This is a genomic window from Haladaptatus salinisoli, from assembly GCF_020614375.1.
GTDB classification, from domain to species: domain Archaea; phylum Halobacteriota; class Halobacteria; order Halobacteriales; family Haladaptataceae; genus Haladaptatus; species Haladaptatus salinisoli.
The window spans coordinates 108,058-129,023 of record NZ_CP085328.1; the positions used below are offsets into that span (position 1 = coordinate 108,058).

The window sequence follows — 20,966 nt, forward strand, 5'->3', positions numbered from 1 at the left end:
CCGAGAAGACTTCCCCAGAGAACGACCGCGAAAGCCGACGGACCCATGACAGCCATTACTTACCCACCCCCGCGTCAGTGTCCGTGTCCACCGGCGAACCGCCGTCGGTTGCCGGTTCGTCGAATCTGCGAATCTCGTGGGAGAGTCGAGATAAGTCGAACTCTCCGCTCGAAAATCGTGCGATAATCAACGTTAGCCCAGTCGAGATGAGAAACGCGCCGGCGAAGGGAATCAGATACGTCGTGTCGGCCGCCGGGAGAGCATCTCCGAGCAACGAATCTAATACCTCGTGGAGGCCGAACGGGAAGGGGAAGTAAGCACTCCCGACCGCGAGTCCGGCGAGACTGCTCACGAGGGCTCCGGTGCCCGAGAGACGGCCACTAAACAGGCCGTAGACGAGCGGGAAGCCGACGGCGGCACCGAGGAGGTCGGCAACGAAAAAGAGGCGAAGGACACTCCGAGCGCGAAGGCTCACTGCGATTGCGGCGACCGCAATGACCACGGTAAACGCCCGCGCACTGAATCGCAGGGTTCGGTCGTCCGGATCTTCGAGCAACCGCGGGAGATCGGCCGTCACGAGGCTCGACAACGCATTGAACAGCGTGTCGGCTGTGCTCATCACCAACACGAGCGCGAGCAAGAGAACGGTGAGGACGACCCACTCTGCGACGGTGCCTTCGAGCAGAACGAAAAAGGCAATTCCAGCGTTATAATTCTCACTGCCGAACTGAGTGACGACATCGGCGTGGCCGACTGCGACAACGCCGAGGAGCGTGGCCAAGAGGAGAATTAGGCCATTGGCGACGGTCGCGGTGCGGAACCCTCGCTCGACCGTGTCGGATCCGTCAGCAGCGTAAATACGCTGCCACCACGTTTGATTGATGAGTTCCGCGCCGAGGATCGCGAAAACCAACGCAACGCCGAATCTGATCCCTGGAACGAACCCAGGATCCAGGAGCGTGGAGTCCGCAGACACAATTCCCTCGTAAACGCCGCCGGTTCCGCCGAGCACGAATACGACCGTGACGACGCTCGCGACGAGCAGTGGGAGGATCAACAACATCTGTATCGTGTCGGTGACGATGCTCGCCCGGAGGCCACCGTAGCCGGTGTACAGCAGGACAAATCCGCCAACGAGAACCGCCGTCTGCCATTGAGGAACTCCCGCCACGTGGTGGAGCGCCAGGGAAATCCCGGTCAACTCCGCGGCGAGGAATACGAACATATAGAGGACGCTGACAGCGATCACGAACGCGTACATCGCGCCGCCGTACCGCGCGTAGGCATACTCGGTGAGCGAATGGCCTTTCGGAATCACCTCGCGGATCCGCGGGCCGAGCTTCGAGTACGCGAGCATCGGAATGGCCTCACCGACCCCGTAACCCACCACGGCCGCGATTCCGTAGAGGGCGCCAGCTTCTGGGGCCGAGAGAAGGATCCAAACACCCATGACCGAGGCGATGAGCGTGGCCGACGTCCGCCCTTCCCCAGTTGAATCGCGTGCAGTGATGAGATCCTCTACAGACTCGACCTTACCATGCGAGAACCAAACCCCGACCCCGGTAAAGACCGCGAGCGTCGCAACCGTCAGTCCGAGCGCCACGGCAGAACTCACCATCACTTCTCGCCCCCTGCGACGTCCATCGCACCGTCGGGGTCGTATGCCGTCTCGAAAAAGGCGATCTCTAGCGAAACCGTTCGCCGGAAGAGTCGCTCGATCCGTCGCCGACGACGGGGTGAGGCGGTCTCGCCTTCTCGATCGAGTTCGTCGCGGAGCCACTCCACGAAGGCCTCGAACTCCTCGTTGGCGTGAAGGTCGATCCACTCCGCGAGGTAAAATCTCGAGGGCGACTCGTCTTCAACGGTATTGGCCCATTCCAAGTAGATCCACTCCGCGGGAAGGAGAACCGCGAGCGTCTCGGCATACCCGCCTTCTCTCGCGGCCCGCTCTAAGAGATCCTCGAACGCCTGCGTTGCGGGGGTTAATTCGGGATCAGCGTACTCGGCTTCCGGAACGTCAAGTGCCTCGAAGGAGCGCTCGAAGTAGTCGTTCTCGTCGGCGGTCAGCGTCCCGAGAAAATCAACGAGTCGTGACTTCGATTCCATAGTCGGTGCGTCTCCAACGGCGTGTCCGAAGACCCCGACGAGCGTCCCGACGAAGGCGTAGTCCTGTACTAGATACCGCCGGAAGACCTCATCGTCGAGGTTGTCGGTTCCGAGTTCGCGTGTGAACTGATGGGACGTCGCGTTCGACCATTCCGGTTGCGCACGTTCGCGAAGCCAGTCGGTGAATCCGGCCGTCTCATATGCTTCGGCGTACTCCTCAAAGCTGCCCGGTTGACTTTCGGCGTCGGCATCGCGGCGGGTCATATCGACCATTCCTCCCGTCGCCAAGCGGCGTCCCAGAAGCGGTATTCGTAGCGGGCGGACGTTCGAAACAAGTTCCGAAAACGCTCACGCTCGACCTCGTTTTTATCCCTAGCTACGTCGTCCATCAACTCCTTGCACCAAGTCGTGAGTTCCGTGAACTCATCGCCTGCGTACATCTCGACCCACGTAGCGTACCGGTCATCGGCAGGCAGTCCACGTGCCGCAAGTCGCTTTCCCGTCTCGTTGAAACCCCACATGCACGGCAAGAGTGCAGCCACGAGATCACCGAACGTCCCCGTCGTTGCGATGCGCACGAGGAAATCGGTATATGCCCTTGTAGTGGGTGAGGGTTCGGTAGTTTCCAGTTCGGTCTCCGAGATGCCGAACTCGGCTGCATACTCGCGATGGAGATCCATTTCGGTGTTTATCGTCGACTCGAGCAGCTCCGCGAACGTTCCCATGCGTTCGAGATCGGGGGCCTTCGTCGCACCGTGGGCGAAGACCCGTGCGTAGTCGATCAAGTAGACGTAGTCCTGCCTAACCCAGTACCTGAATGGCTCCTCATCAAGAGTTCCGTCCCCGAGCTCTTCGACCATCGGGTGCTCCAGGATAGCGTTCCAAATGGGTTCGGCCATTGGTTCGAGGTCGTTTGTGAAGCTCATGTCCTAGTGTACGCACTCGGTTCCAATATAACCACGTAATATAACCCCATTGTATGAAGATGGTACGTTCACGAACGTCGTGCGCTACGCCAATGGGTGGAGTCTCACCGCCGTTTTATTCACTTTTGCCCGCGGGAAGTCCCATATTCGGCGGAGGGATCGCAGACAGCGGCCACTTCAGTATGTGACTGGTCGCACCCCCGCCTTTTCGATCATTCGAATATGACGGACGCTATCCTGAGACGATTGTGGTTGGTGGCATCACCCGAGAGTTAGATCTCATCATCGGTGGTCCGGAGAGTGACTATGATGATGGTGAGAGTGAATTGCTCTACACACGTACTAACGAGGAATTCGAATAACGTCACTCAATCGAGACCGTACGCAGATCACATACCAATTGACTTCGTTGGTTGAGAGTGCTATCCTCCATCAGATAGTGATTATCCATACCATCGAATGATTGCTATTCTGGCCGAGTCTAGATCACACAACGGGTTCGTTACTCAGAGTTGAATGGAATTGGTTCGATATCATAGCCTTCTCGGCCTACCTGAGTTTTGCCAACGACGGCTTTGCCCAGAACCGCCGGAGTTCGGGTAATTTCGTATCCTCGAACAACGATTTGCTTGCTCATCTCACAGAGTACGAGAGCTATTAAACCGAGTGAGATTGAGATGGGGCCAAGATCCACGGTTAGGAATCCGAGTAGTTGGTCAATCGCATCAGGAAGGAAGTCTCTGTCGATAGTGACGTTTACCACTTCAAGATTGGCGATTGATTTTCGGATTTCGAGATATCTCTCAGAGAGTTTGTCTGAGATCATAACTACTACTGGCATTCCATCTGGTTGCGGTTGAATGTGTAGATTTCCTGGCTCTTCAACTTCCATATTATGGTGTTTGTTTGTGGAGAAATAAGAATAACGGGGTCTACAAACGAGTTATCACCCCGAAATTCAACCTGAGTCTGATTTTCTTGGGGTATCGACCGCCTCCTTTTTGCATTTACAATATTTCAAAAACACCGAAATAACTGCCCATGATTAGGGAATCCCGACATACCGGTGCCGATAGAACAGATAAAGACACGCAATGGGGACGTTAAGCAGCGGAATGACCATGAGATAGTAGAGACCAGATGGATTCCACGCGGAGTGGCTTCGAACGTACCGACGGTCATAATAGACGGCAATCAGCGAGAGAAGTGCAGCTGCGTAACTCGCGAGAATGAGTATTCCACCGAAGTAGGTGGTCGCAAATCCAGAGACCTTCAATGGCGCATATCTAGCTGTACTCAGTATAAGGATTGACACGACTAGCCAGAGAGCGAACAGCACCGGAATTGCGAGTATCACGAGCCACCATCGCTTTGATTGAAGATATCGCTCGAAAAAAGTTCCCGAAAAAAGATCTCTGGTGCCCATGGATTCTATATCGTCTTTCAGGGATAAATCCATTTCTAGAGTACGAGTAACTACTCGAATGGGACTTCTCGACTTTACTTTTGATACTGAATCAACTCATCTCGACCAAGGGCTATTCGGATAGGACTACGTTACAATATCGTTCAAGAGCTCACTCTTCCTCGGAAATCCACCAAATAACGACCCGCGGACTCAACTTCCCCCGCTCAACCTCTTCATCCTCATGCAATGCTTCAAGCCGTCGATGCGCGGACGGCCGCTCAATGCCAAGCGTGTCCGCTCCCCACCGAGCGGTTACTGCCGGAAACTCTGACTCGCGCATCGCCGTCAGAATATCGTCGTCAGTCGTTTCCTCTGTAAATCGTCCCTGCTCATCATGCTCACTCTCCCGCGATACTTTGCAAAAGCATCATAGCTCGTCCTAATTGTCGAATCCTTCTGAATCGCCGTATGGTCACAAACGCCACAATAAACCCGAGAAAGTCGAGCTGTCGAAAAACGCTAGTCTTCAAGGTCGGCAACGTGCGCTGCGACGGCCGAAAGACTCTCGGCTGCAACACCATTTTCTCGCGCTTCAACCCGCTCACGGGCACTCTGGATATACTCCTGAGCGTCGACGTGTGCGGATTCGTTCTTGCTCATACTACTAATTCGGAACTGAGGAACCATAACGATTGGGTCACAATCGGCTTGCAAAGACGCGTTTCCCGTCGTCAGTCTGCGTAAGTAACTCCGATGCCCCTGATCGTTGGAGATAGTCCGTTGCAAACTCCTCCCAGATATATTCATGCTCGACAGCATAGTACGCCCACGGATTGTCGACATCGGGTGGATATGTCTCGAACGGGATGACTACATCGTTCTTTCTGCGAACGCCAGTAGCGCCTAGCGATTGAAGAAACGAAAAGAGGGCTGCTTTCCGTCGGACCGTGAGGATTCGCTTTGATTCGCGAATGTACTCATTTGCCCACGTTGCCCAGTCGTCTCCATGATTCGTTTGTGGAGCGTCGGAAAACGTGTGAAAGGTCCGAGGCTTCTCGCTCCACAAAATCTCGATCCAGTCGCTATCTCCGTTGAGGCGGTCGATTTCTGCCATAACCACCAGCAAATCGCACCGCCTCATCCTTATCTGAACAGTGCCCAACCTAACGCTCACAAACCATCCCACTCAGTGGACACTCAGCCGGCAGAAACGAAATACTCAGTCGGCATCCAATACGTGCCTCAGCAGATTACGCTCCGCCCGTTGCAGATGTTCCGACACCGTCGATTGATCCAAATCAAGTTCGGCCGCGACCTCCACGGACGAAACGCGTCGGGGAATCTCGTAATAGCCCATCTCGTAGGCGATGCGAACGACCTCGTGCTGTCGGTGGGTCAAGGAGTCCAGTACACCAGTAGGTCCGTGATAGTCGGTTATGGCTCGCAAGTCCATCGGGATACCAGCATCAATATACTGACTCACCACATAGGAGAGTGCCTCCTGGGTGCCGACGAACGAGATGTCCAGCCCATGGTCGTTTACGGTTATCTCCTCGTTCGACACATTTAGTTCGTGAAGAGGGGGGAACTCATCCGTCAAGTCGGAGATATCCAGCTTTATGAGATAGCCGATGGCCGCCGTGGCCTGATTCGTGCGTTCCCACCACGCAACATACTCAAGGGCAGACAGTTGTTCTTCGTCGAACGGCCGCTCGACCTGTATCGCCACGATTCCACCGGGGCCAGTACAAACGGCTGGACGCCACTTCTTGACGCCTGCGTCACGGCACAGCGAGATGAACGCTTCGAGGCCTGGGTGTGAGAACTCCGCCGTAGGGATCCGGACGACAGCTTCACGCTTCATTATCATTGCTCCGTTCGGGAGGTGCATAGCCGTTTTGAGACCGCCGCTACGAGTGCATTCTTCGAATACGGCTATATAAACGATCCCGGAATAAGGGGTGCTAATGCCTTTCACTCAGCTGTCGTTCCGACAGTCGAGATGATTGGATCGCTGACAGCGACGAACGACATCGAGCGGCGATATGACCGCCACAATCACCTTTCAGGTGGTCGCCGACGGCACCGAGGTCGCCGTCCACCAGGCAAACAACCCCGATACGGTTCCCGACGACACCGATGCTGGCCCGACCGACTCGCTCGGGAATCGCACCGACATTGTGAGGGCCAGAAACGATGACCGAAACCGACGAGACGAGTCTGACCATCCGGCGAACCTTCGACGTACCACGCGAACCTGTGTGGGCGGCGTGGACTTCATCCGAGGAAGTACAGCACTGGTGGGGGACGGACGGAGTCGTCACAACCACCGAGGAGTTGGACATACGGCCGGGTGGTATCTGGCGATTCGTGATGACCGCCCCCGAGGGTGACGAATACCAGGACACGATCGTCTACTACGAGGTCGTAGAGCCTGAGCGCTTGGTCTACACCCATCGCAGTAGCGAAGAAGGCGAATCACAGTTCCAGATGTCGGTAATCCTTGACGAGCAAGAAGACGGTAAGACGGAGCTTACAATGCAGATGCGCCTCGGAATTGGCGATCGAACGCGAAGCGAAGGAAGAATTTGGCGGCACCGAGGTCGCTGATGACATCCGTCGTGCTCGTCGCGTTCGATCTTGTACTCAGGGGATTCGTTGTCGTGTTGCCCCGCCGAGCGACAGATAGCGGGACCACGCTAAGGGTACGGGGACACCGATGACGAAGGGAATCACACAACACGTCGAAACCGTCGTGATCGGTGGCGGCCAGGCCGGGTTGGTCATGGGCTACTACCTCGCACAACACGACCACTCATTCATGATCCTTGACGCTGGGAGCCGCGTGGGCGACGCCTGGCGAAACCGCTGGGATTCCCTTCGGCTGTTCATCCCGGCCGGGCTCAGCAGCCTGCCGGGAGTGCCGTTCCCCGCTGCGAACGCCTACTTCCCGACAAAAGACGAATTGGCCGACTACCTCGAAGCGTATGCCGACCGATTCAACCTGCCAGTACAGCTCGACACGACCGTCGAGTCGCTCACTCGGAGCGGCGATCGTTACGTGCTGGAGGCCGACACACATCGCATCACGGCGGATCACGTCGTGGTGGCGACCGGGCCGTATCACCACCCGAACGTCCCAGAGTTCGCCCCGCAACTTGCCTCGTCGATTACCCAACTCCACTCTAGCGAGTATCGGAACCCCGACCAACTGCCCAAGGGGGACGTTCTCGTCGTCGGTGCTGGCAACTCGGGAGCCGAAATCGCCATCGAACTCGCCGCTTATCGACGTGTTTGGCTCTCCGGACCGGACACGGGCCACCTCCCGAAATGGGATTCCGACGACCTCCCTCGCTGGTTGTTCTGGTTCGACGGACGCATCTTCCGGTGGCTGTTCACCGACCTATTGACCGTTGATACGTGGATCGGTCGAAAGCTAAAAGCGCGCGGTCAGAAGGGAGGTGATCCGTTGATTCGTCTCACACCCGACGATCTCGAACGCGCAGGCGTCGAGCGAGTTCCCCGGGTTGAGGGAGTGGTAAACGGCACGCCGCGTCTCGACGACGGACGACTTCTCGACGTGAATGCCGTGATCTGGGCGACGGGGTTCCGTCCGGACGTCAGCTGGATCGAGGTTCCAGGGCTGCGCTGTGATGCGGACGGCTCCCCCATCCACGACCGGGGAGTCGTGGAGGACGAACCGGGTCTGTACTTCCTCGGCCTGCCCTTCCAGCGTTCGCTCCTCTCGGCTACTCTCGTCGGTGTTGGTGCTGATGCTCGGTATATCGCCACTCACCTGCGCAGGCGAGCCGATGCCGGCGAGACAGAATAATCCATCTCGTGGTCTCGGTGTCAGTCAGGCCTCGGCAACCACAGCCTCCAGGGTGTCGAGGATGTTCCCCCAACCCTCGGATACTCCATCGACCATCTGGGCGTCGGAATGGAGCACTTCGTACGAGCGCACTTCTGGTGCGTCGTCGAACCGGCGAATGATGGCGTCCCCGTCCGGTGTCGTTACTTCGGCTATTTCGAGCACGCCATTGTCTGTGAGATTGCTCGACAGGATTTTGAACTTGGCATCTGAGAAGCCGGTCGAGACACCAGCCAGCCAATTATCGTTGTCTGCCCCAATTTTTACTTTGAGGCGTATCCGAGGCATAACCCGCTAGAATTGGCTGACGAGTGGTTTAACCGACTCGCGGGTGAGTTAAAAAGGTGTATCTATTCAGGCGCAAATTCCATGTTCTCGCCCAGCGTAGTCGAGAATATCTATGAGGAAAATGAAAAGGGCCATCCCCGTCGTGCAAGGGCTACTCGGCCTCATCATGGTGGGTGCAGGTAGCGCGAAGCTAATCGGCATTGATCTCGCGAAAAAGGATTTCGAGCGGTACGGCTATCCGGAGTGGTTCCGATTCGTTACCGGGGGCATCGAAGTTATTGGCGGTCTCGGGTTGCTCGTCGGTCTCGTATTTGCGCCGATTCTTGCTGTTTTCGGCGGAATGTTAATCATCGCCACGATGATCGGGGCAATCCTGACGCATCTCTTCCGGGTTGACGATCCACTCTGGAGATCAGTCGGGCCAGCGATCTACCTCATAGCCGGACTCATCGTCACGAGTTCCCGCGTACTTGATCTCGTTCTAGCCATCGTACGTCCTGGCGAGACTGGAATCGCTCATTCAGATCGAAAAGGTAGAGACTATCGGTGAGGCGTTCAACCGATCAATGCTCTGAGAAGAGATGTCGCCGGACTCATCGAAGTCACCAACGAGAGCCACGAGACGCCCGCAGCCCACCAGTACAACGCGTCTATCGACGACGTGACCGAGGACGAAGACGATACCGAACCGGAAGACTGCGACTATGACGGTCTCGGTGACTTCCCGTGCTGGCCGTGCGTGCGGACGGGACGGAAGGAACTGCCGAACGAACCACCGCTTCAGCCCGATACTCTTTCTACGATCCCGATTTGTGATCGCCTCATAATCAGGAATTCGACTCGCTGAGGCTACTCTTTTCCCACAGTAGCTCGTTCCTCTCCCGTATGAATAAAGCCTGTACGTACTGTGGGAGGGACGTGCATATGCACACTCCCATCTTTGTCAACGAAGAACGAGGGGGAGAACAGACCACTGTCGGACAGTTCTGTAATTATGCGTGTCTCGCGCGGTACATCGAGGAGAAGGAACTTGAGACTGGTGCCTGCTGTCAACTTGATCTCTCTTGACGACTGATTCTGTGTCTCGTCAACTAACAAGGGGACGCTGGAGGCATTCCCGTCAGAGGAAAATGAAGTCGATGCCGAACCAGAGGACTGTGACTGCGACGGCCTTGGTGACTTGTGCTGACCGTGCGTACAAACGGGACAGAAGAAATTACCGAGCTAACCCATGCTTCTGCCGTTTTTATTCATGAGGAAGTCGCCTCTCGATTTTGTTGCCACATCTCATGCGCCTTGAATAGAATTACTAGTATATACTATTAACAAAATGGTCGAACACTTCCTGTTACCAATGACCATACTTGGGGCAACCACCATGAGTGTCCTCGACCGGCTCAAGACGATACTCGGTAACAAAGAGGAAAAGAGATACAAATACCAGAGTATGGATTGTCATAATACATTTGGATCGTCAGAGTCACATGGCCAAAGTCACCTGCCAAATGTGCGGATCGAACCACGTCCGAAGTGTCGCCTGAGTTCGACAGTAATGCCAACTCCGGTGACGCTGTTTTCATATCGTGAACCGGTCTTTACTGCCCGATAAGCTTCTTTAGTGAAGCAGTCTCATGTGAAGTTGCATCTACTCGGGAACTCGGTAATCTTCGACTGCATCTCGAATCTCGCGTGCTTTCACTCGACCATGAGCCAGGAGCGGCATGAGTACCGACGTCTGATAGCGAAGTTTAGCCTTCACTCCACTTTTAGAAGTTTCGTCGGAAAGCACAGCTAGTAGCATACCACCCATATCCTGATATTCAATTGAATCGTTCACCGCTTTTGATCGAATATTATCGACTGACTGAGAGATAATTTCGTGAGCATCTTCTTTCTCAATACTCAAATATACCGTTTTGAAGCTCACTAACTGCTTATTCGGTAGGCCTTCATTTGAAGGATTCGCCCTGTCCCAATCGCTCGAACTTTCAGCACGAGGTGGAATTGGGTATTCCGGGGTCGGCTGGCTATTTCAAGCAAACGCTCTGTGGCTAGCGTTCTACGCGATTGGAACAACCGTCCCTTTTGCCGTCGTTTTGTTTGCTATTCCGATCAGTGCGATCGCCGGTGTAACACCGCTTCCAGGCGGGACAGGAGGTATTGAGTCGGTTCTCGTTGCACTTCTCGTTTCGACAACCAGTATTGAATCCGCAGTCGTGGTCGCGGCAGTTGTCATCTTCCGCGGTTTCGTGTACTGGGTACCAACCATGATTGGCGGAAGTGTGCTCGCGGTCGTTACGGCCAATCGCGTTAGCTAATTACCGCAACATTACAGAGATTCGAGGAGAATGCCCACGGCTTTAGCCGTGGGAGGAATCCGACGTGTCTCTAACGTACGAGATACACATCGAGAAAAACTCGTAATCTTCCTCCTCGATGCCAGCAGTCAGTAGAAGTGCGCCGAAGACACAAAACCCAACTCCACCACCGACAACGAGAAGCGCGTACCCGGAGAGCACAGACCGTAATCCGTACATGATTAGCCCAGCGCCGATACCAGCAACGATGGGTTTTATGAATCGCCGGGAGTAGGGGAAGAGTCCTTCGGTGTACCATACTTCGGCGACCCGCGCGAAATTTATAAGCGCGAGGACGCTTGCCGTTGCCAGTGCCGCCCCGATAACGCCGAACTCCTGGATGAACACGTAGTTACAAATCACGTTTAAGATGCCGAGCCCCCACCGGTTGACAAGTGAGAGATACTGGTGATCCGTCATCATCAGCAAGAAACCACTGGGGCCGACCGCCGCGTTCGCTAACTGGCCGAGGGTAAAGAGCACGAGGATAGAACTCCCATCAGTATATCCCTCCCCGAAGATGAACAGAATCTCCTTCGAGTAAACGATCGCACCGAGCGCGAGAAATAGTGCGACGGTAAAGATCCAGCGCGTGAGTTGTTGGTAGAGTGACTGTAACTCGGTCATTTTCCCGTTCGTGTAGAGACGGGAGGCGACGGGCGGGAAGATTTGATTGAATGCACTCAGCGGCAGGACGAGCATTCCCGCGACGACCAACGCCGCTTTATAAATCCCGACGGTGCTCCCCTGCGAAATAAAGATGCCGACCATCAGCAAGTCGATTCGGTTCGCGAGGATCGCCCCCGCTTGCGTGAGCGTTAGCGGGAGCGAATAGTTATAAAATTCAACGATATCCCCGCGCGACCCCCGTAACGTCGGTTGGAACGTCGTTCGTGAGGCAAAGAGTGAAACCGTGGCAACGAAGACGACGATACCCGCTGCGACACCCGCCGCAACGACGTCGAGAAGTTTGTAGCCGAGGAAAATTGGAACGGCGATGAAGAGAAGTCGAACGGCCGGCGTCACAATGTTCATGAGAAGTACTTGGTATTCGGGGAGTTCGAGCGCCTTGAAGACGGTTTGCAAGATATTGCTCACCGTCGTGAACGGAAGGACGAGGGCTAAAATACGCAGAACGTCCGTCAGAAGCGGATTCTTCAGCGTCAATCTCGTGATGAAGGGTGCCCCGAGAAAGATGAACCCGCTGATGAGTAGACTCCCGACAAGCGATGTGAGAAGTGCTAATCCGAGCATTTGATTCTGTTTCGATTGCTGCCCGCTGTACTGCGGCAGGAATTTGAGTATCGATGTATCCGTCCCGAGGTTCGTCACCGTCCGAACGATGGAGAGAATCACGTATCCGTAGCTGTAAACACCGAACAGTCCTTCACCGAGCCCCCGCGTTAGAACGATATTGAGACCGAATCGAAGCGCGTTATCTGCCCCCTTTCCCACCAAAAAGAGACCTGCACCGCGAGACACGGAAGCGAGTGTTGAACTTCGTCCGTGACTCTCGGATTGATTCGTCTCAGTTGTAGTATTTTGGTCATCAACTTCCATGTTTTGTCTCCAATTATTTTAAGATAATAAATATATAATTTATCTCTACTGCGCCACAGTCCTTGGTTTTCAACTGACCTCGGTTACCAAAAATCGCAACGATTGTCGACGGTTCATGAACCCAGTAAACGATTTAGGAGGGATCTAAGCAACACTCCCACGACTATCGCTCAATGGCTACACATGGTCGCCGTCGAAACTGCAACCAACGACGGGACGCTCGACGCCTTCCCCTCGGAGGACGAACATGATGTCAAACCCGAAGACTGCGACTGCGATGGCCTCGGTGACTTCCCGTGTTGGCCATGCGTGAGAACGGGTCGAAGAGAACTACCGAACTAACCACCGCTTCAGCTCTTTTTATCCATGGCACGCCAATTGACGTTCTCGGAGATCACCAATCAGCGAACGCTGACGGAAAGCGCGAGCACTGTGACCGACGATACACCGGAGACACCGACAGCCCTGCTCGACCGAGCACGACAGCACGCAACGAACGTCGCCGCCGAGCACTTCCCGGACCAGCCGGTCGAAGCGATTGGGTGAGAGGTCTCACATCGAGCCCAACGACAGGCAGGGGTCACGAAGTACGATCCTGCAACAGAGGAGATCACGATTGCGCTGACTTGGAGCGCCTACCAACACCACGGGGTGGTGATCGTGCTCTTCCTCATCCTATGTCCCACCGTCAGTGACGAGGGAGCGGTCTATAGCTGGCTATTGGTAATACCGTTCAGAGGGCGTCACTAACCCGGCATTTGCGCGTATTGTCGTCCCGTCCGTCTGCAGAGTACTCACGGATGATGGATATTTCATCGTGACTTATGACGAGATACTCATGTCTAACTAGATTGGCGACTTCCAGTGAGAACACGGACATCATTAGCAATATATACGAAATTTTCACCACGTAACACTGCGCGCCAAGACAAATACTAATAATGCCGCAAACAACGACCCAAGGATCGCCTCAATCCCAGATAGAAGTTGTGTCCACGGTCCAACAGGCTGAAGATTACCATAGCCGAGCGTGGAGAAGGTGATTACACTGAAGTAAATGCTTCGGAACAAGACTTCCCCTATCCACCAGAGGGAAATGGTCTGAGAGCGCTCAAATGTATATGTAATGGTTCTCTCTCCGCTTACTATCTGAACACCACCGATTAGCGGATATAAAAAACCACACAAGAGGATAAATGCCGCTGAAACTGCCAGAATACGGTACGGGCTCGTACCATACAACATCACCCATCGTGAAAGTTCATACTTGATTGCATGCCCATACTCTCTTTCATCCCAAGCGAGCCGGCGGCGGACGTCCTTCTCTTGTTGGTAACTGCTCTGGGTCAATGTCGGAAGTGAATTGTCATGATAGATTTCTTGAAGTTCCCGATATACCCATGCAGCGGCCTGTAGTGGATGGGTTTCATAGAGCGTTCTCGGCGCGATTTCTTTCTCTTTTTCATAAATCGAATATTCGCCAAAATCAGTATCTCTATTTACATACACGTTTGAAAATATTGCTCCGTTAAGCTGAGCATCGACAAGTTTCGCACTTCGTAGATCTGTCTCGGAAATGATTGCTCCTTCGAGATTTCCGCCACTAAAATCTGTATATATTGCAGTTGTTCCCTCAAACGTTGTCAATCTCATATCTGCATTCGAGAGATTAACTGCCCGAAGATCTGCTCGTGTAAAATCAGCATTAATTAATGAAACGTCTTTGAACCAACTGACATTTCTAAGCGTCGCTTCTTTCAGGTACGCTCCATCGATATGCTCTTTCGGTTCGGGTTTTAGTTCCTTTAAATCTTCTATTGATTTCCCGGTCTCTTTCGCGTGCCAAACGCAGTAATCACGGTCACCCCAAACAGGCCGATAACAGGCTGTTTCTGGAATACTTTCGTGGACTAACGTGATATCAGGGCTGTACCCACATCGGTCAGACGGTTGCTCATTGGATGGCATCTGTTGATCAGTGCAATACCTATGCGCCACACCATTATTGGTTTGACTTCAGTACTTGAGAGTGGCAAGAGCGGTTCGACTGATTACAGGCGCAAGTCTTCCTCTTCACGGAGTGACCAAACGAGGCAAGTAAAATATGGTAGTTCACTGGAGCCACATTCCTACTAGGTAATTAATTGCTTGCTGAAGAAGACTCGACCTACCATAATAAAAACCGACAGCTAGCTCCGACCATACTTCTGTTTATACTTCCGTCGCCTATCTCTGTCTATGAGTACCAAAGATGCGCGCAAATTCGATCCGGAAGCACCAGAGGAAAGTGAAATCGGGTGGGAGATGGTTAATCAGAGTACGGGTCTTGGGTCAGTCATGGCTCACTTTTACCGCGGTGAAATGGATCGTGTTACGACATGGCGCCGACGACTCGATGAGACGACAACGTGGGCAGTGACGGTCATCGCGGCTCTGCTTGCTTATGGCTTTTCAACTAGTGGGTCACATTCGATTCTCCTCGCTGTGATTATCGTCACGCTTCTCTTCTTGGTGATTGAAGCGCGCCGCTACCAAGACTACGATGTTTTTCGCTCACGAGTTCGCATAGTACAAGAAAATCTTTTTGCGAATGCACTCGATCCATCAGCAGGCGTTGAACAGCGTGATTGGCGCCGGCAGCTTAGTGAGGATCTCCGTGATCCGTCACTTAGAATTCCGTTTCCAGAGGCGATCGCCAGACGATTGCACAGAATCTACCTGCCGCTTTTGTTTATTATCCTTGGCGCCTGGCTATTTCGCCTCACAACTATCACAGGAGATCGATCGTTAATAAATAATGCTGCGATCGGCGTCATGCCTGGGAATGTAGTTTTCGGGCTTGTCGCGGTGTTCTATCTTAGTCTCGTGTGGATCACATATCGCCCTCGGTCGCGGCACGCGAGGGAGGACTTCGATCGACTTTAGGTTACTTAAAAATTTTAAAATTCGTGATTGTAACATAACGATACTCTTGAAATTGTTATAAGGACAATCAGTACTCTCGACTGTTTGAGTATGCACGATCGCACATTGACGCTAGCGGGCTGTAGAACCACCGGTTCATTGAAATCCCAGCACTTGTCTCAATGCTCCTCGAACAGCACGGAACACTCTCAGCTCGATGAAATTCAGAATGGGCTCAAGAGCTCAAGGTGAAAGATCCAGAACAGCCTGACCATGCTCGATGTCTGCTGGGACTGACACGTGGTCGTGAACCACTAGCCAGACACCATCGATTTGCTGGAAGCACGCTGTCCAACGCACCCATGTGTCGGTGATGTTCCCGCTCGCCAGCGTGCCCTTGAAGTGATTGAGGCCATGAACGAAGGCCACGTCGCCGTGCACCGTGACGGTCAAGTCGCGTACCTCGTAGTCAATGGAGTCGTATGCATCGAAGGCATCTTGCCATTCTTGACGTTTATTGTCAGCCCCAGTGTATCGCAGGGGCGGAGCGAGATCAAATGAAACGAGGTTCGGTGCAAAGAAGGACATGACGCCGTCAATGTCCTTCGCACGAATCGCCTTCGTGTAATCCTCTATGCGCTGTCGAATGGGGTCTTCAGCCATGGCTTCCTCCTCCATTCCCCGGGACGTGATTGCTCCACACGTCGGACGCTAATCTCGTGGTGGAGTGCTCGTTTTCTGACTTTGCTCGGGCCATGTGTCTAAATCACTCGATCCGAAGTCGTCTTGTAGTGTAATAGTTATTAACATCGGATCTCCGCTACTCCACCATTACCTCCGGTGGAGATTCGATATAGCGGGCGAAATCGACAGATATTATGTCCCGCTTTTCAGGAATAGAACGATACAAGAAATCCGTGTGATGACGGTAGGGTGATAAGATGGGAACTATGTGACTGGTAGGGTCTTGGCGATGTAAGGTCTGCTGTACTCATTGAAAAAGATGGACACACAGTCTGGCAAGCCTCAAAGCGGAAGAAAGCTGCTCCCTCAAATGGTGCAACTGGAATCATGTTCGAAGGCTATCCGTCGAAACCCGCCCCGTATCTCGTCTCTGCCTGGAAAGATAACCAATCACAGGAAGATGCACGGAGTTTTGATTTCTCTGAACAGGATGCCGAGTGTGTTGGTATCAACTTTCAGATCGGAGATCCTGGAGTCGATTTAGAAAACCCCTATCTGTCGATCTTCTCTACGACGAACTATCCAAAATGATGTACTCGATACTATCGTTGAGAACCGCGTCGTCAATCGCTTTCTTCGGAAACAGTCTCCATTCGTCCTGTTGACTTTTGTCCTCACTCTCAGTCGTATCCCATAGTTTCTCAGCCACTACGGAACTCCGATGTGCCGATGCTGAAAGAACAGATAGAGGCATACAATCGGGACATTGAGCAGCGGAATAACCATGAGATAATAGAGAATGGTTGGCTTCCACGCAGATTGATCCTGAACATATTGACGGTCAGAATACACGGCAAGCAGTGAGAGAAGTGCAGCTACGTAACTAACGAGGATGATTCCCCCACTAAGATAGGTAGACAGAAACGCTGAGACAGTAAGCGGAACGAATCTGGCGATGCTCATCGTAAAAACCGTCACGAATAGTCAGAGAACGAAAAACACCGGTATTGCGAGTATCGCCAGCCACCATCCTCCTGAGTGAAAATATCGCTCGAAAGAAATTCTTGAAGAAAGTTCTGTGGTGACCATAGATGCTGTATCGCTTCCCAAGGGTAAATCCATTCTTAGAGCGATAGATGAACACTGACAAGTACGGCCGTGCGGATCATCGCTACTGGCGGTGTGAGGAGTGTGGACGAGAATCCACCGATAAGCGCGCACTCGGTGGCGAATTCGGCGACTGCTGCTAACCACTGATCCCCCACTCCTTCCAATTTATGTCACGCCAATTGACGTTCTCCGACGTGGCCGCCCAGCGAACGCGCTCGGAAACGACCGCGCCGACTGCCGACAGCGACGACACCACCCCGACAACGCAGGCGGCGCTGCTCGACCGCGCATAACAGCACGCCGCAACAGTCGTGGCCGACCACTTCCCTGCGTTCCCCGTCGAAGGCATCGACTAGGAACTCTCGGAGCGCGCGCAACGAACGGCAGGAGCGACGACATACGACCCACAGACGGACGAGATTACGATTTCGCTCACGTGGGACGCCTACGACTTGCACGGCTGGGAGCAATTCAGTTTGACGGTGCGCCACGAACTCATCCATGCGTGGCAGTACCACGAGTTCGGCGAGGCAGACCACGGGCGAACGTTCGAGCGGTGGATCGACGCGCTCGACACAACCCAGCACTGCGAGCGGTTCACATCGCCGACTGGTGGGTGATCTGCGAGGAGTGCGATGAACGACTCTCGCGCTTCCAGCGTTCGAAGGTCGTCAAACAGCCTGAGAAATACAGTTGTGGCGACTGCGGCGGGTCGCTTCGCGTCGAGGAGGCCACTGAATGACGCGTAAGTACCGCTGTCCACACTGTCTGAGAGTTATTGGGACGCTGACGGTGGCTGGCCCGTCGCGGGTCCATGTGAGTCCGTGCGGCCATCGTCTCGCTTCCCTGGATGCAGTGCTTGCAATGGGCGATCTCTACCCACCCCGCCCTGATGTGTGGGTGACGGCCTTCCTCGCTGACTCTCACTGACTCCCGCGACCGTTTCGGCCCTCTCTCATTCTCTTATTCGTACGTTTTCCGGCGCTCCAGGTGCTAATGAAAGCTAGTATAATATACTAACTTTAGCGCATTCATTTCCAGTCTGGCTAGCGATGAACCCCACCAGACAATTTGATTTAGATCGGCGACAACGAGCGTGGGAATTGATGGCAGTAATTACCACCAAGAAGTGCCATCCGGTAGTCCGTTCGATACGATTGACAATGCCCCTACCGACGAGGACAAACAAGAAGACTGAACCTGATTTCCTGCCGGTTAAATTCATAAGTGGAAGTAGACTGCCCCCGGTACCCTCGAATCGATTTGTGCGCAGTTCGTGGTGCGCATTGGCTGGCGAAGGAACTGTACCACTCGGGGATAGGTAAGTCCGATACGATCAGCACAACGTTTTTGTAGTGATCTCAGTAGATTTCTCAACGGACGAACCCGATATCAACCTTGATGAGACATATTTTTTAGCCTTGATTTAAGAAAGTGATGAATCCGGATAAATCAATAGTTTCCAAAAAAAGGTTTGTTCCTTACTGAGGAGTAGATATCAGATTTATTAAGGAAATTATGACGGTCGTGGATCACCTATTCTACCTTCTATGGGGGAGCTATTAGCCGACAACACAGCCGTCGTCACAGGTGGGGCCAGTGGCATTGGACGCGCCATCGCGCTCCTGTTTGCCAAGAATGGTGCTAACGTCGTCGTCGCAGACCTCAAAGAAGAACCACGTGAGAGTGGCACGGCAACGCACATACAAATTAACGAACACACGGATTCGAAGGCAGTATTCGAGATGTGCGATGTCAGTGATTTAGAGGACGTCGTAACGATTGTCGAGCGAGCACAAACCGAGTTCGGTAGTTTAGATGTGATGGTAAACAATGCGGGGATTGTCGGACCGCAGCAACCGATCAGTGAAATCAACCCTGAGGAGTACCAACAGTTGATCGATATAAATTTGAATGGTGTATTCTACGGTTCACAAGCAGCAGCCACTCGAATGAGCGATACTGGAAGTGGTAGTATCATAAATATCTCGAGCATTGCAGGTATTCGTGGATATAGCGAGCTCTCTCCGTATTGTGCGTCGAAAGGGGGGATCCGCCTGCTCACGTACTCGTTGGCCGCCGAGCTCGGTGCAAAGGGCATTCGAGTGAATGCGATTCACCCAGGCGTAATTGAGACGACGATGACCAAAGAAGATGTCCCAATTGTCGGAACCGAAACAGGAGAACAGATGGAACAGATGGTTCCATTACATCGCTTTGGAACACCGGACGAGGTCGCAAAAACCGCGCTATACCTTGCGAGTGACCTTTCGAGTTATGTCACTGGCGAATCGATCGTTGTGGATGGTGGTCTCGTAAATACAGCCTGACATCCTCTTCACCAGAAACGGCAAGACTCCACACAAAGAAAGGACAGTTGTGATGACAATACATAGTCTAGTTCATTACTATTGACCGAGCTGGCTGTGAAGAATCAACGCTGAGCTCTAACCGGTCGTTGATAGACTGAGCAGGTGACCGACTATCCCACTTTCCTATCACCGAAAGTTACCATCTAGCATCGAAAAAGTTGTATCTACCGTTACTGTTCGAATTCGCTAGTTACGATGCCATCATGTTCCGACAGGATTCAGCACAGTCACGGAGCACGTCGGCACAGACCTGACAGTGCTCGTCATCATGGCGGTCACATTCTTCGGCACACTCTTCACATGCACCAGCACAGGCCTCGGCAAGTTCTGGACTGTAATTTGAATCACGTGCCATGAATCGAGCGTGGAGCGTCACGAGATCGGCAGTGTCCCGACAGAGTCGGAGACACTCAGCCATTTCCTCACCTTGGCCAGCGCATTCGTCAGCACACCACTCACACGCTTGAGCGGCCTCGAAACAATTGTCGATGCACTCTGCCATCTCCTCGTCCTCGTTCACATGGTCAATTTCAGTTAGAGCCATCGCACCTAGTACAACGAGAGACTCGCTTTTTCCACTTGAGGCTAACAATGTTCGACCAAAGAGCTCAGGGTAAGGGGGAATTCGGTAGTGAAGTGGGGGATGAATCGCGAACTCGAAAATTCACTGTGATACTACCGCCATAACAGGTATCTGGCGGACAGGAGAATTGACAATACATGGTTGAGCTTGATGATATTGATCGTGAAATCCTACAATTACTGCTAGAAGGTGCTCGCCAGTCATATCGCGACATAGGCGACCAAGTTGGACTCTCGCCACCAACAATCTCGGATCGAATTGCACGACTCGAAGAGTTAGGTATCATTCGAGGATTCACGGTCAATCTTGATCGCTCGAAGATAGTAGATGGAGAATCGTTGTTCGTTCATCTTCGCACTAACCCTGGTCAAGCGGACGAGGTTGTTTCTGCACTCCATGAGTTCGATTCTGTCGAGCACGTCGTCCAGACAGTCGACGATCGCGTATACGTACAGACGTATATGAGCGACGCTGAATTACAACGTCTCGTTTCAGAGATAATTGGGCCAGATGTCATAGCAGAGTTCGACGTTCGGAAGGTGGTCGAATCGAGTTGGCGCCCAGCCCTCGGAGAGGGTGACTTGGTCACCGAGTGCGACGAGTGTGGGAAGCCAATCAAGGGTGAGGGAGTGTCCGTGACCCTTGAAGACCGACGGTACTTCTTGTGCTGCCCGTCATGCGAATCATTGTTGCGTGACCGGTTTGAGGAGTTTAACGAAGGAACTACGTGAGTTTCACTGCTTTCTCAATCCAGCCAGTTCGAGAATTAATCAATGATCTAATTATTGTATTTCACC

General features: G+C 53.3%; 26 protein-coding genes. 12 read left to right on the top strand and 14 right to left on the bottom strand.

What is annotated here, in order from left to right; all coding sequences use genetic code 11:
- Positions 1 to 55: 55 nt before the first annotated feature.
- The 8 genes from LIX00_RS16230 to LIX00_RS16265 form a co-directional block, all read right to left on the bottom strand.
- Entirely contained in the window at positions 56 to 1,618 is a 1,563-nt protein-coding gene (locus LIX00_RS16230) for a sodium:solute symporter family transporter (RefSeq protein ID WP_227356023.1), read from the bottom strand.
- Complete coding sequence (locus tag LIX00_RS16235; RefSeq protein WP_227356024.1) at positions 1,618 to 2,370, bottom strand: TenA family protein; 753 nt, start codon at positions 2,368 to 2,370, stop codon at positions 1,618 to 1,620. The genes LIX00_RS16230 and LIX00_RS16235 overlap by 1 nt, the downstream gene beginning before the upstream one ends.
- Positions 2,367 to 3,032, bottom strand: coding sequence for a thiaminase II (gene tenA, locus LIX00_RS16240; protein ID WP_227356025.1), 666 nt, complete (start codon positions 3,030 to 3,032; stop codon positions 2,367 to 2,369). The genes LIX00_RS16235 and tenA overlap by 4 nt, the downstream gene beginning before the upstream one ends.
- Before the next feature lie 502 nt (positions 3,033 to 3,534).
- Positions 3,535 to 3,924 (bottom strand): hypothetical protein, encoded by a 390-nt coding sequence (locus LIX00_RS16245; protein WP_227356026.1) that lies wholly within the window; start codon positions 3,922 to 3,924, stop codon positions 3,535 to 3,537.
- A gap of 153 nt (positions 3,925 to 4,077) precedes the next feature.
- Entirely contained in the window at positions 4,078 to 4,458 is a 381-nt protein-coding gene (locus LIX00_RS16250; protein ID WP_227356027.1) for a hypothetical protein, read from the bottom strand.
- A 501-nt stretch (positions 4,459 to 4,959) separates the two neighbouring features.
- Positions 4,960 to 5,100, bottom strand: a complete 141-nt coding sequence (locus LIX00_RS16255) for a hypothetical protein (RefSeq protein WP_227356028.1) — start codon at positions 5,098 to 5,100, stop codon at positions 4,960 to 4,962.
- Positions 5,101 to 5,137: 37 nt separating this feature from the next.
- Entirely contained in the window at positions 5,138 to 5,554 is a 417-nt protein-coding gene (locus LIX00_RS16260; protein ID WP_227356029.1) for a DUF8172 family protein, read from the bottom strand.
- Positions 5,555 to 5,659: 105 nt separating this feature from the next.
- Complete coding sequence (locus tag LIX00_RS16265; RefSeq protein ID WP_227356030.1) at positions 5,660 to 6,304, bottom strand: helix-turn-helix domain-containing protein; 645 nt, start codon at positions 6,302 to 6,304, stop codon at positions 5,660 to 5,662.
- Positions 6,305 to 6,636: 332 nt separating this feature from the next.
- Here LIX00_RS16265 and LIX00_RS16270 point away from each other — a divergent pair, with 332 nt between their 5' ends.
- Together LIX00_RS16270 and LIX00_RS16275 are read left to right on the top strand one after the other, a co-directional pair.
- Positions 6,637 to 7,050, top strand: a complete 414-nt coding sequence (locus LIX00_RS16270; protein WP_227356031.1) for an SRPBCC domain-containing protein — start codon at positions 6,637 to 6,639, stop codon at positions 7,048 to 7,050.
- A 109-nt stretch (positions 7,051 to 7,159) separates the two neighbouring features.
- The gene (locus LIX00_RS16275; RefSeq protein ID WP_227356032.1) at positions 7,160 to 8,272 is read left to right on the top strand and encodes a flavin-containing monooxygenase; all 1,113 of its coding nucleotides are present in this window, start codon (positions 7,160 to 7,162) and stop codon (positions 8,270 to 8,272) included.
- Between the two features lie 24 nt (positions 8,273 to 8,296).
- Here LIX00_RS16275 and LIX00_RS16280 read toward each other — a convergent pair whose 3' ends face one another.
- Complete coding sequence (locus LIX00_RS16280; RefSeq protein ID WP_227356033.1) at positions 8,297 to 8,599, bottom strand: hypothetical protein; 303 nt, start codon at positions 8,597 to 8,599, stop codon at positions 8,297 to 8,299.
- A gap of 112 nt (positions 8,600 to 8,711) precedes the next feature.
- Here LIX00_RS16280 and LIX00_RS16285 point away from each other — a divergent pair, with 112 nt between their 5' ends.
- Both LIX00_RS16285 and LIX00_RS26325 read left to right on the top strand, forming a co-directional pair.
- Entirely contained in the window at positions 8,712 to 9,149 is a 438-nt protein-coding gene (locus LIX00_RS16285) for a DoxX family protein (protein ID WP_227356034.1), read from the top strand.
- Positions 9,150 to 9,484: 335 nt separating this feature from the next.
- Positions 9,485 to 9,667 (top strand): hypothetical protein, encoded by a 183-nt coding sequence (locus LIX00_RS26325; RefSeq protein ID WP_438267088.1) that lies wholly within the window; start codon positions 9,485 to 9,487, stop codon positions 9,665 to 9,667.
- Between the two features lie 577 nt (positions 9,668 to 10,244).
- On the opposite strand, the gene LIX00_RS16290 is transcribed toward LIX00_RS26325, so the two are convergent.
- Entirely contained in the window at positions 10,245 to 10,526 is a 282-nt protein-coding gene (locus tag LIX00_RS16290; protein WP_227356035.1) for a hypothetical protein, read from the bottom strand.
- Here LIX00_RS16290 and LIX00_RS16295 point away from each other — a divergent pair.
- On the top strand, positions 10,516 to 10,917 hold the full coding sequence (locus LIX00_RS16295; protein WP_227356036.1) for a lysylphosphatidylglycerol synthase domain-containing protein: 402 nt from the start codon (positions 10,516 to 10,518) through the stop codon (positions 10,915 to 10,917). The two genes, LIX00_RS16290 and LIX00_RS16295, sit on opposite strands and share 11 nt — an antisense overlap.
- A 42-nt stretch (positions 10,918 to 10,959) precedes the next feature.
- Here the strand turns inward: LIX00_RS16295 and LIX00_RS16300 are convergent, their stop codons facing one another.
- Complete coding sequence (locus LIX00_RS16300) at positions 10,960 to 12,516, bottom strand: flippase (protein ID WP_227356037.1); 1,557 nt, start codon at positions 12,514 to 12,516, stop codon at positions 10,960 to 10,962.
- Between the two features lie 366 nt (positions 12,517 to 12,882).
- Between LIX00_RS16300 and LIX00_RS16310 the strand changes: the two genes are divergently transcribed.
- A complete protein-coding gene (locus tag LIX00_RS16310) occupies positions 12,883 to 13,062 on the top strand; it encodes a hypothetical protein (RefSeq protein ID WP_227356038.1) in 180 nt (59 codons plus the stop codon).
- A 357-nt stretch (positions 13,063 to 13,419) separates the two neighbouring features.
- Here the strand turns inward: LIX00_RS16310 and LIX00_RS16315 are convergent, their stop codons facing one another.
- Positions 13,420 to 14,484 (bottom strand): pentapeptide repeat-containing protein, encoded by a 1,065-nt coding sequence (locus LIX00_RS16315; protein ID WP_227356039.1) that lies wholly within the window; start codon positions 14,482 to 14,484, stop codon positions 13,420 to 13,422.
- Between the two features lie 270 nt (positions 14,485 to 14,754).
- Here LIX00_RS16315 and LIX00_RS16320 point away from each other — a divergent pair, with 270 nt between their 5' ends.
- On the top strand, positions 14,755 to 15,441 hold the full coding sequence (locus LIX00_RS16320; RefSeq protein ID WP_227356040.1) for a DUF2270 domain-containing protein: 687 nt from the start codon (positions 14,755 to 14,757) through the stop codon (positions 15,439 to 15,441).
- 222 nt (positions 15,442 to 15,663) lie between these two features.
- On the opposite strand, the gene LIX00_RS16325 is transcribed toward LIX00_RS16320, so the two are convergent.
- On the bottom strand, positions 15,664 to 16,083 hold the full coding sequence (locus LIX00_RS16325) for a YybH family protein (protein ID WP_227356041.1): 420 nt from the start codon (positions 16,081 to 16,083) through the stop codon (positions 15,664 to 15,666).
- 1,157 nt (positions 16,084 to 17,240) lie between these two features.
- Between LIX00_RS16325 and LIX00_RS26530 the strand changes: the two genes are divergently transcribed.
- The 4 genes from LIX00_RS26530 (at position 17,241) to LIX00_RS16335 (ending at position 19,544) form a co-directional block, all read left to right on the top strand.
- Positions 17,241 to 17,354, top strand: coding sequence for a DUF8118 domain-containing protein (locus LIX00_RS26530; RefSeq protein ID WP_497007349.1), 114 nt, complete (start codon positions 17,241 to 17,243; stop codon positions 17,352 to 17,354).
- 27 nt (positions 17,355 to 17,381) lie between these two features.
- The gene (locus tag LIX00_RS25995) at positions 17,382 to 17,507 is read left to right on the top strand and encodes a hypothetical protein (protein WP_255679362.1); all 126 of its coding nucleotides are present in this window, start codon (positions 17,382 to 17,384) and stop codon (positions 17,505 to 17,507) included.
- 126 nt (positions 17,508 to 17,633) lie between these two features.
- On the top strand, positions 17,634 to 17,834 hold the full coding sequence (locus LIX00_RS16330; RefSeq protein ID WP_227356162.1) for a SprT-like domain-containing protein: 201 nt from the start codon (positions 17,634 to 17,636) through the stop codon (positions 17,832 to 17,834).
- A gap of 930 nt (positions 17,835 to 18,764) precedes the next feature.
- Positions 18,765 to 19,544 carry an SDR family oxidoreductase gene (locus LIX00_RS16335; protein WP_227356042.1) on the top strand — a complete coding sequence of 260 codons (780 nt, stop codon included), beginning with the start codon at positions 18,765 to 18,767 and terminating at the stop codon, positions 19,542 to 19,544.
- A 232-nt stretch (positions 19,545 to 19,776) separates the two neighbouring features.
- On the opposite strand, the gene LIX00_RS16340 is transcribed toward LIX00_RS16335, so the two are convergent.
- Positions 19,777 to 20,130, bottom strand: coding sequence for a four-helix bundle copper-binding protein (locus tag LIX00_RS16340; RefSeq protein ID WP_227356043.1), 354 nt, complete (start codon positions 20,128 to 20,130; stop codon positions 19,777 to 19,779).
- A gap of 176 nt (positions 20,131 to 20,306) precedes the next feature.
- On the opposite strand from LIX00_RS16340, the gene LIX00_RS16345 reads away from it, so the two are divergent.
- Entirely contained in the window at positions 20,307 to 20,900 is a 594-nt protein-coding gene (locus LIX00_RS16345; protein ID WP_227356044.1) for a winged helix-turn-helix transcriptional regulator, read from the top strand.
- The last annotated feature ends 66 nt before the right edge of the window (positions 20,901 to 20,966 follow it).

What these genes read in the sequence shown, in the direction of transcription:
- LIX00_RS16230 (WP_227356023.1), bottom strand. Translation starts at nt 1,618, where the DNA reads ATGGTGAGTTCTGCCGTGGCGCTCGGACTGACGGTTGCGACGCTCGCG.
- LIX00_RS16235 (WP_227356024.1), bottom strand. Translation starts at nt 2,370, where the DNA reads ATGACCCGCCGCGATGCCGACGCCGAAAGTCAACCGGGCAGCTTTGAG.
- tenA (WP_227356025.1), bottom strand. Translation starts at nt 3,032, where the DNA reads ATGAGCTTCACAAACGACCTCGAACCAATGGCCGAACCCATTTGGAAC.
- LIX00_RS16245 (WP_227356026.1), bottom strand. Translation starts at nt 3,924, where the DNA reads ATGGAAGTTGAAGAGCCAGGAAATCTACACATTCAACCGCAACCAGAT.
- LIX00_RS16250 (WP_227356027.1), bottom strand. Translation starts at nt 4,458, where the DNA reads ATGGGCACCAGAGATCTTTTTTCGGGAACTTTTTTCGAGCGATATCTT.
- LIX00_RS16255 (WP_227356028.1), bottom strand. Translation starts at nt 5,100, where the DNA reads ATGAGCAAGAACGAATCCGCACACGTCGACGCTCAGGAGTATATCCAG.
- LIX00_RS16260 (WP_227356029.1), bottom strand. Translation starts at nt 5,554, where the DNA reads ATGGCAGAAATCGACCGCCTCAACGGAGATAGCGACTGGATCGAGATT.
- LIX00_RS16265 (WP_227356030.1), bottom strand. Translation starts at nt 6,304, where the DNA reads ATGAAGCGTGAAGCTGTCGTCCGGATCCCTACGGCGGAGTTCTCACAC.
- LIX00_RS16270 (WP_227356031.1), top strand. Translation starts at nt 6,637, where the DNA reads ATGACCGAAACCGACGAGACGAGTCTGACCATCCGGCGAACCTTCGAC.
- LIX00_RS16275 (WP_227356032.1), top strand. Translation starts at nt 7,160, where the DNA reads ATGACGAAGGGAATCACACAACACGTCGAAACCGTCGTGATCGGTGGC.
- LIX00_RS16280 (WP_227356033.1), bottom strand. Translation starts at nt 8,599, where the DNA reads ATGCCTCGGATACGCCTCAAAGTAAAAATTGGGGCAGACAACGATAAT.
- LIX00_RS16285 (WP_227356034.1), top strand. Translation starts at nt 8,712, where the DNA reads ATGAGGAAAATGAAAAGGGCCATCCCCGTCGTGCAAGGGCTACTCGGC.
- LIX00_RS26325 (WP_438267088.1), top strand. Translation starts at nt 9,485, where the DNA reads ATGAATAAAGCCTGTACGTACTGTGGGAGGGACGTGCATATGCACACT.
- LIX00_RS16300 (WP_227356037.1), bottom strand. Translation starts at nt 12,516, where the DNA reads ATGGAAGTTGATGACCAAAATACTACAACTGAGACGAATCAATCCGAG.
- LIX00_RS16310 (WP_227356038.1), top strand. Translation starts at nt 12,883, where the DNA reads ATGGCACGCCAATTGACGTTCTCGGAGATCACCAATCAGCGAACGCTG.
- LIX00_RS16315 (WP_227356039.1), bottom strand. Translation starts at nt 14,484, where the DNA reads ATGCCATCCAATGAGCAACCGTCTGACCGATGTGGGTACAGCCCTGAT.
- LIX00_RS16320 (WP_227356040.1), top strand. Translation starts at nt 14,755, where the DNA reads ATGAGTACCAAAGATGCGCGCAAATTCGATCCGGAAGCACCAGAGGAA.
- LIX00_RS16325 (WP_227356041.1), bottom strand. Translation starts at nt 16,083, where the DNA reads ATGGCTGAAGACCCCATTCGACAGCGCATAGAGGATTACACGAAGGCG.
- LIX00_RS26530 (WP_497007349.1), top strand. Translation starts at nt 17,241, where the DNA reads ATGAACACTGACAAGTACGGCCGTGCGGATCATCGCTACTGGCGGTGT.
- LIX00_RS25995 (WP_255679362.1), top strand. Translation starts at nt 17,382, where the DNA reads ATGTCACGCCAATTGACGTTCTCCGACGTGGCCGCCCAGCGAACGCGC.
- LIX00_RS16335 (WP_227356042.1), top strand. Translation starts at nt 18,765, where the DNA reads ATGGGGGAGCTATTAGCCGACAACACAGCCGTCGTCACAGGTGGGGCC.
- LIX00_RS16340 (WP_227356043.1), bottom strand. Translation starts at nt 20,130, where the DNA reads ATGGCTCTAACTGAAATTGACCATGTGAACGAGGACGAGGAGATGGCA.
- LIX00_RS16345 (WP_227356044.1), top strand. Translation starts at nt 20,307, where the DNA reads ATGGTTGAGCTTGATGATATTGATCGTGAAATCCTACAATTACTGCTA.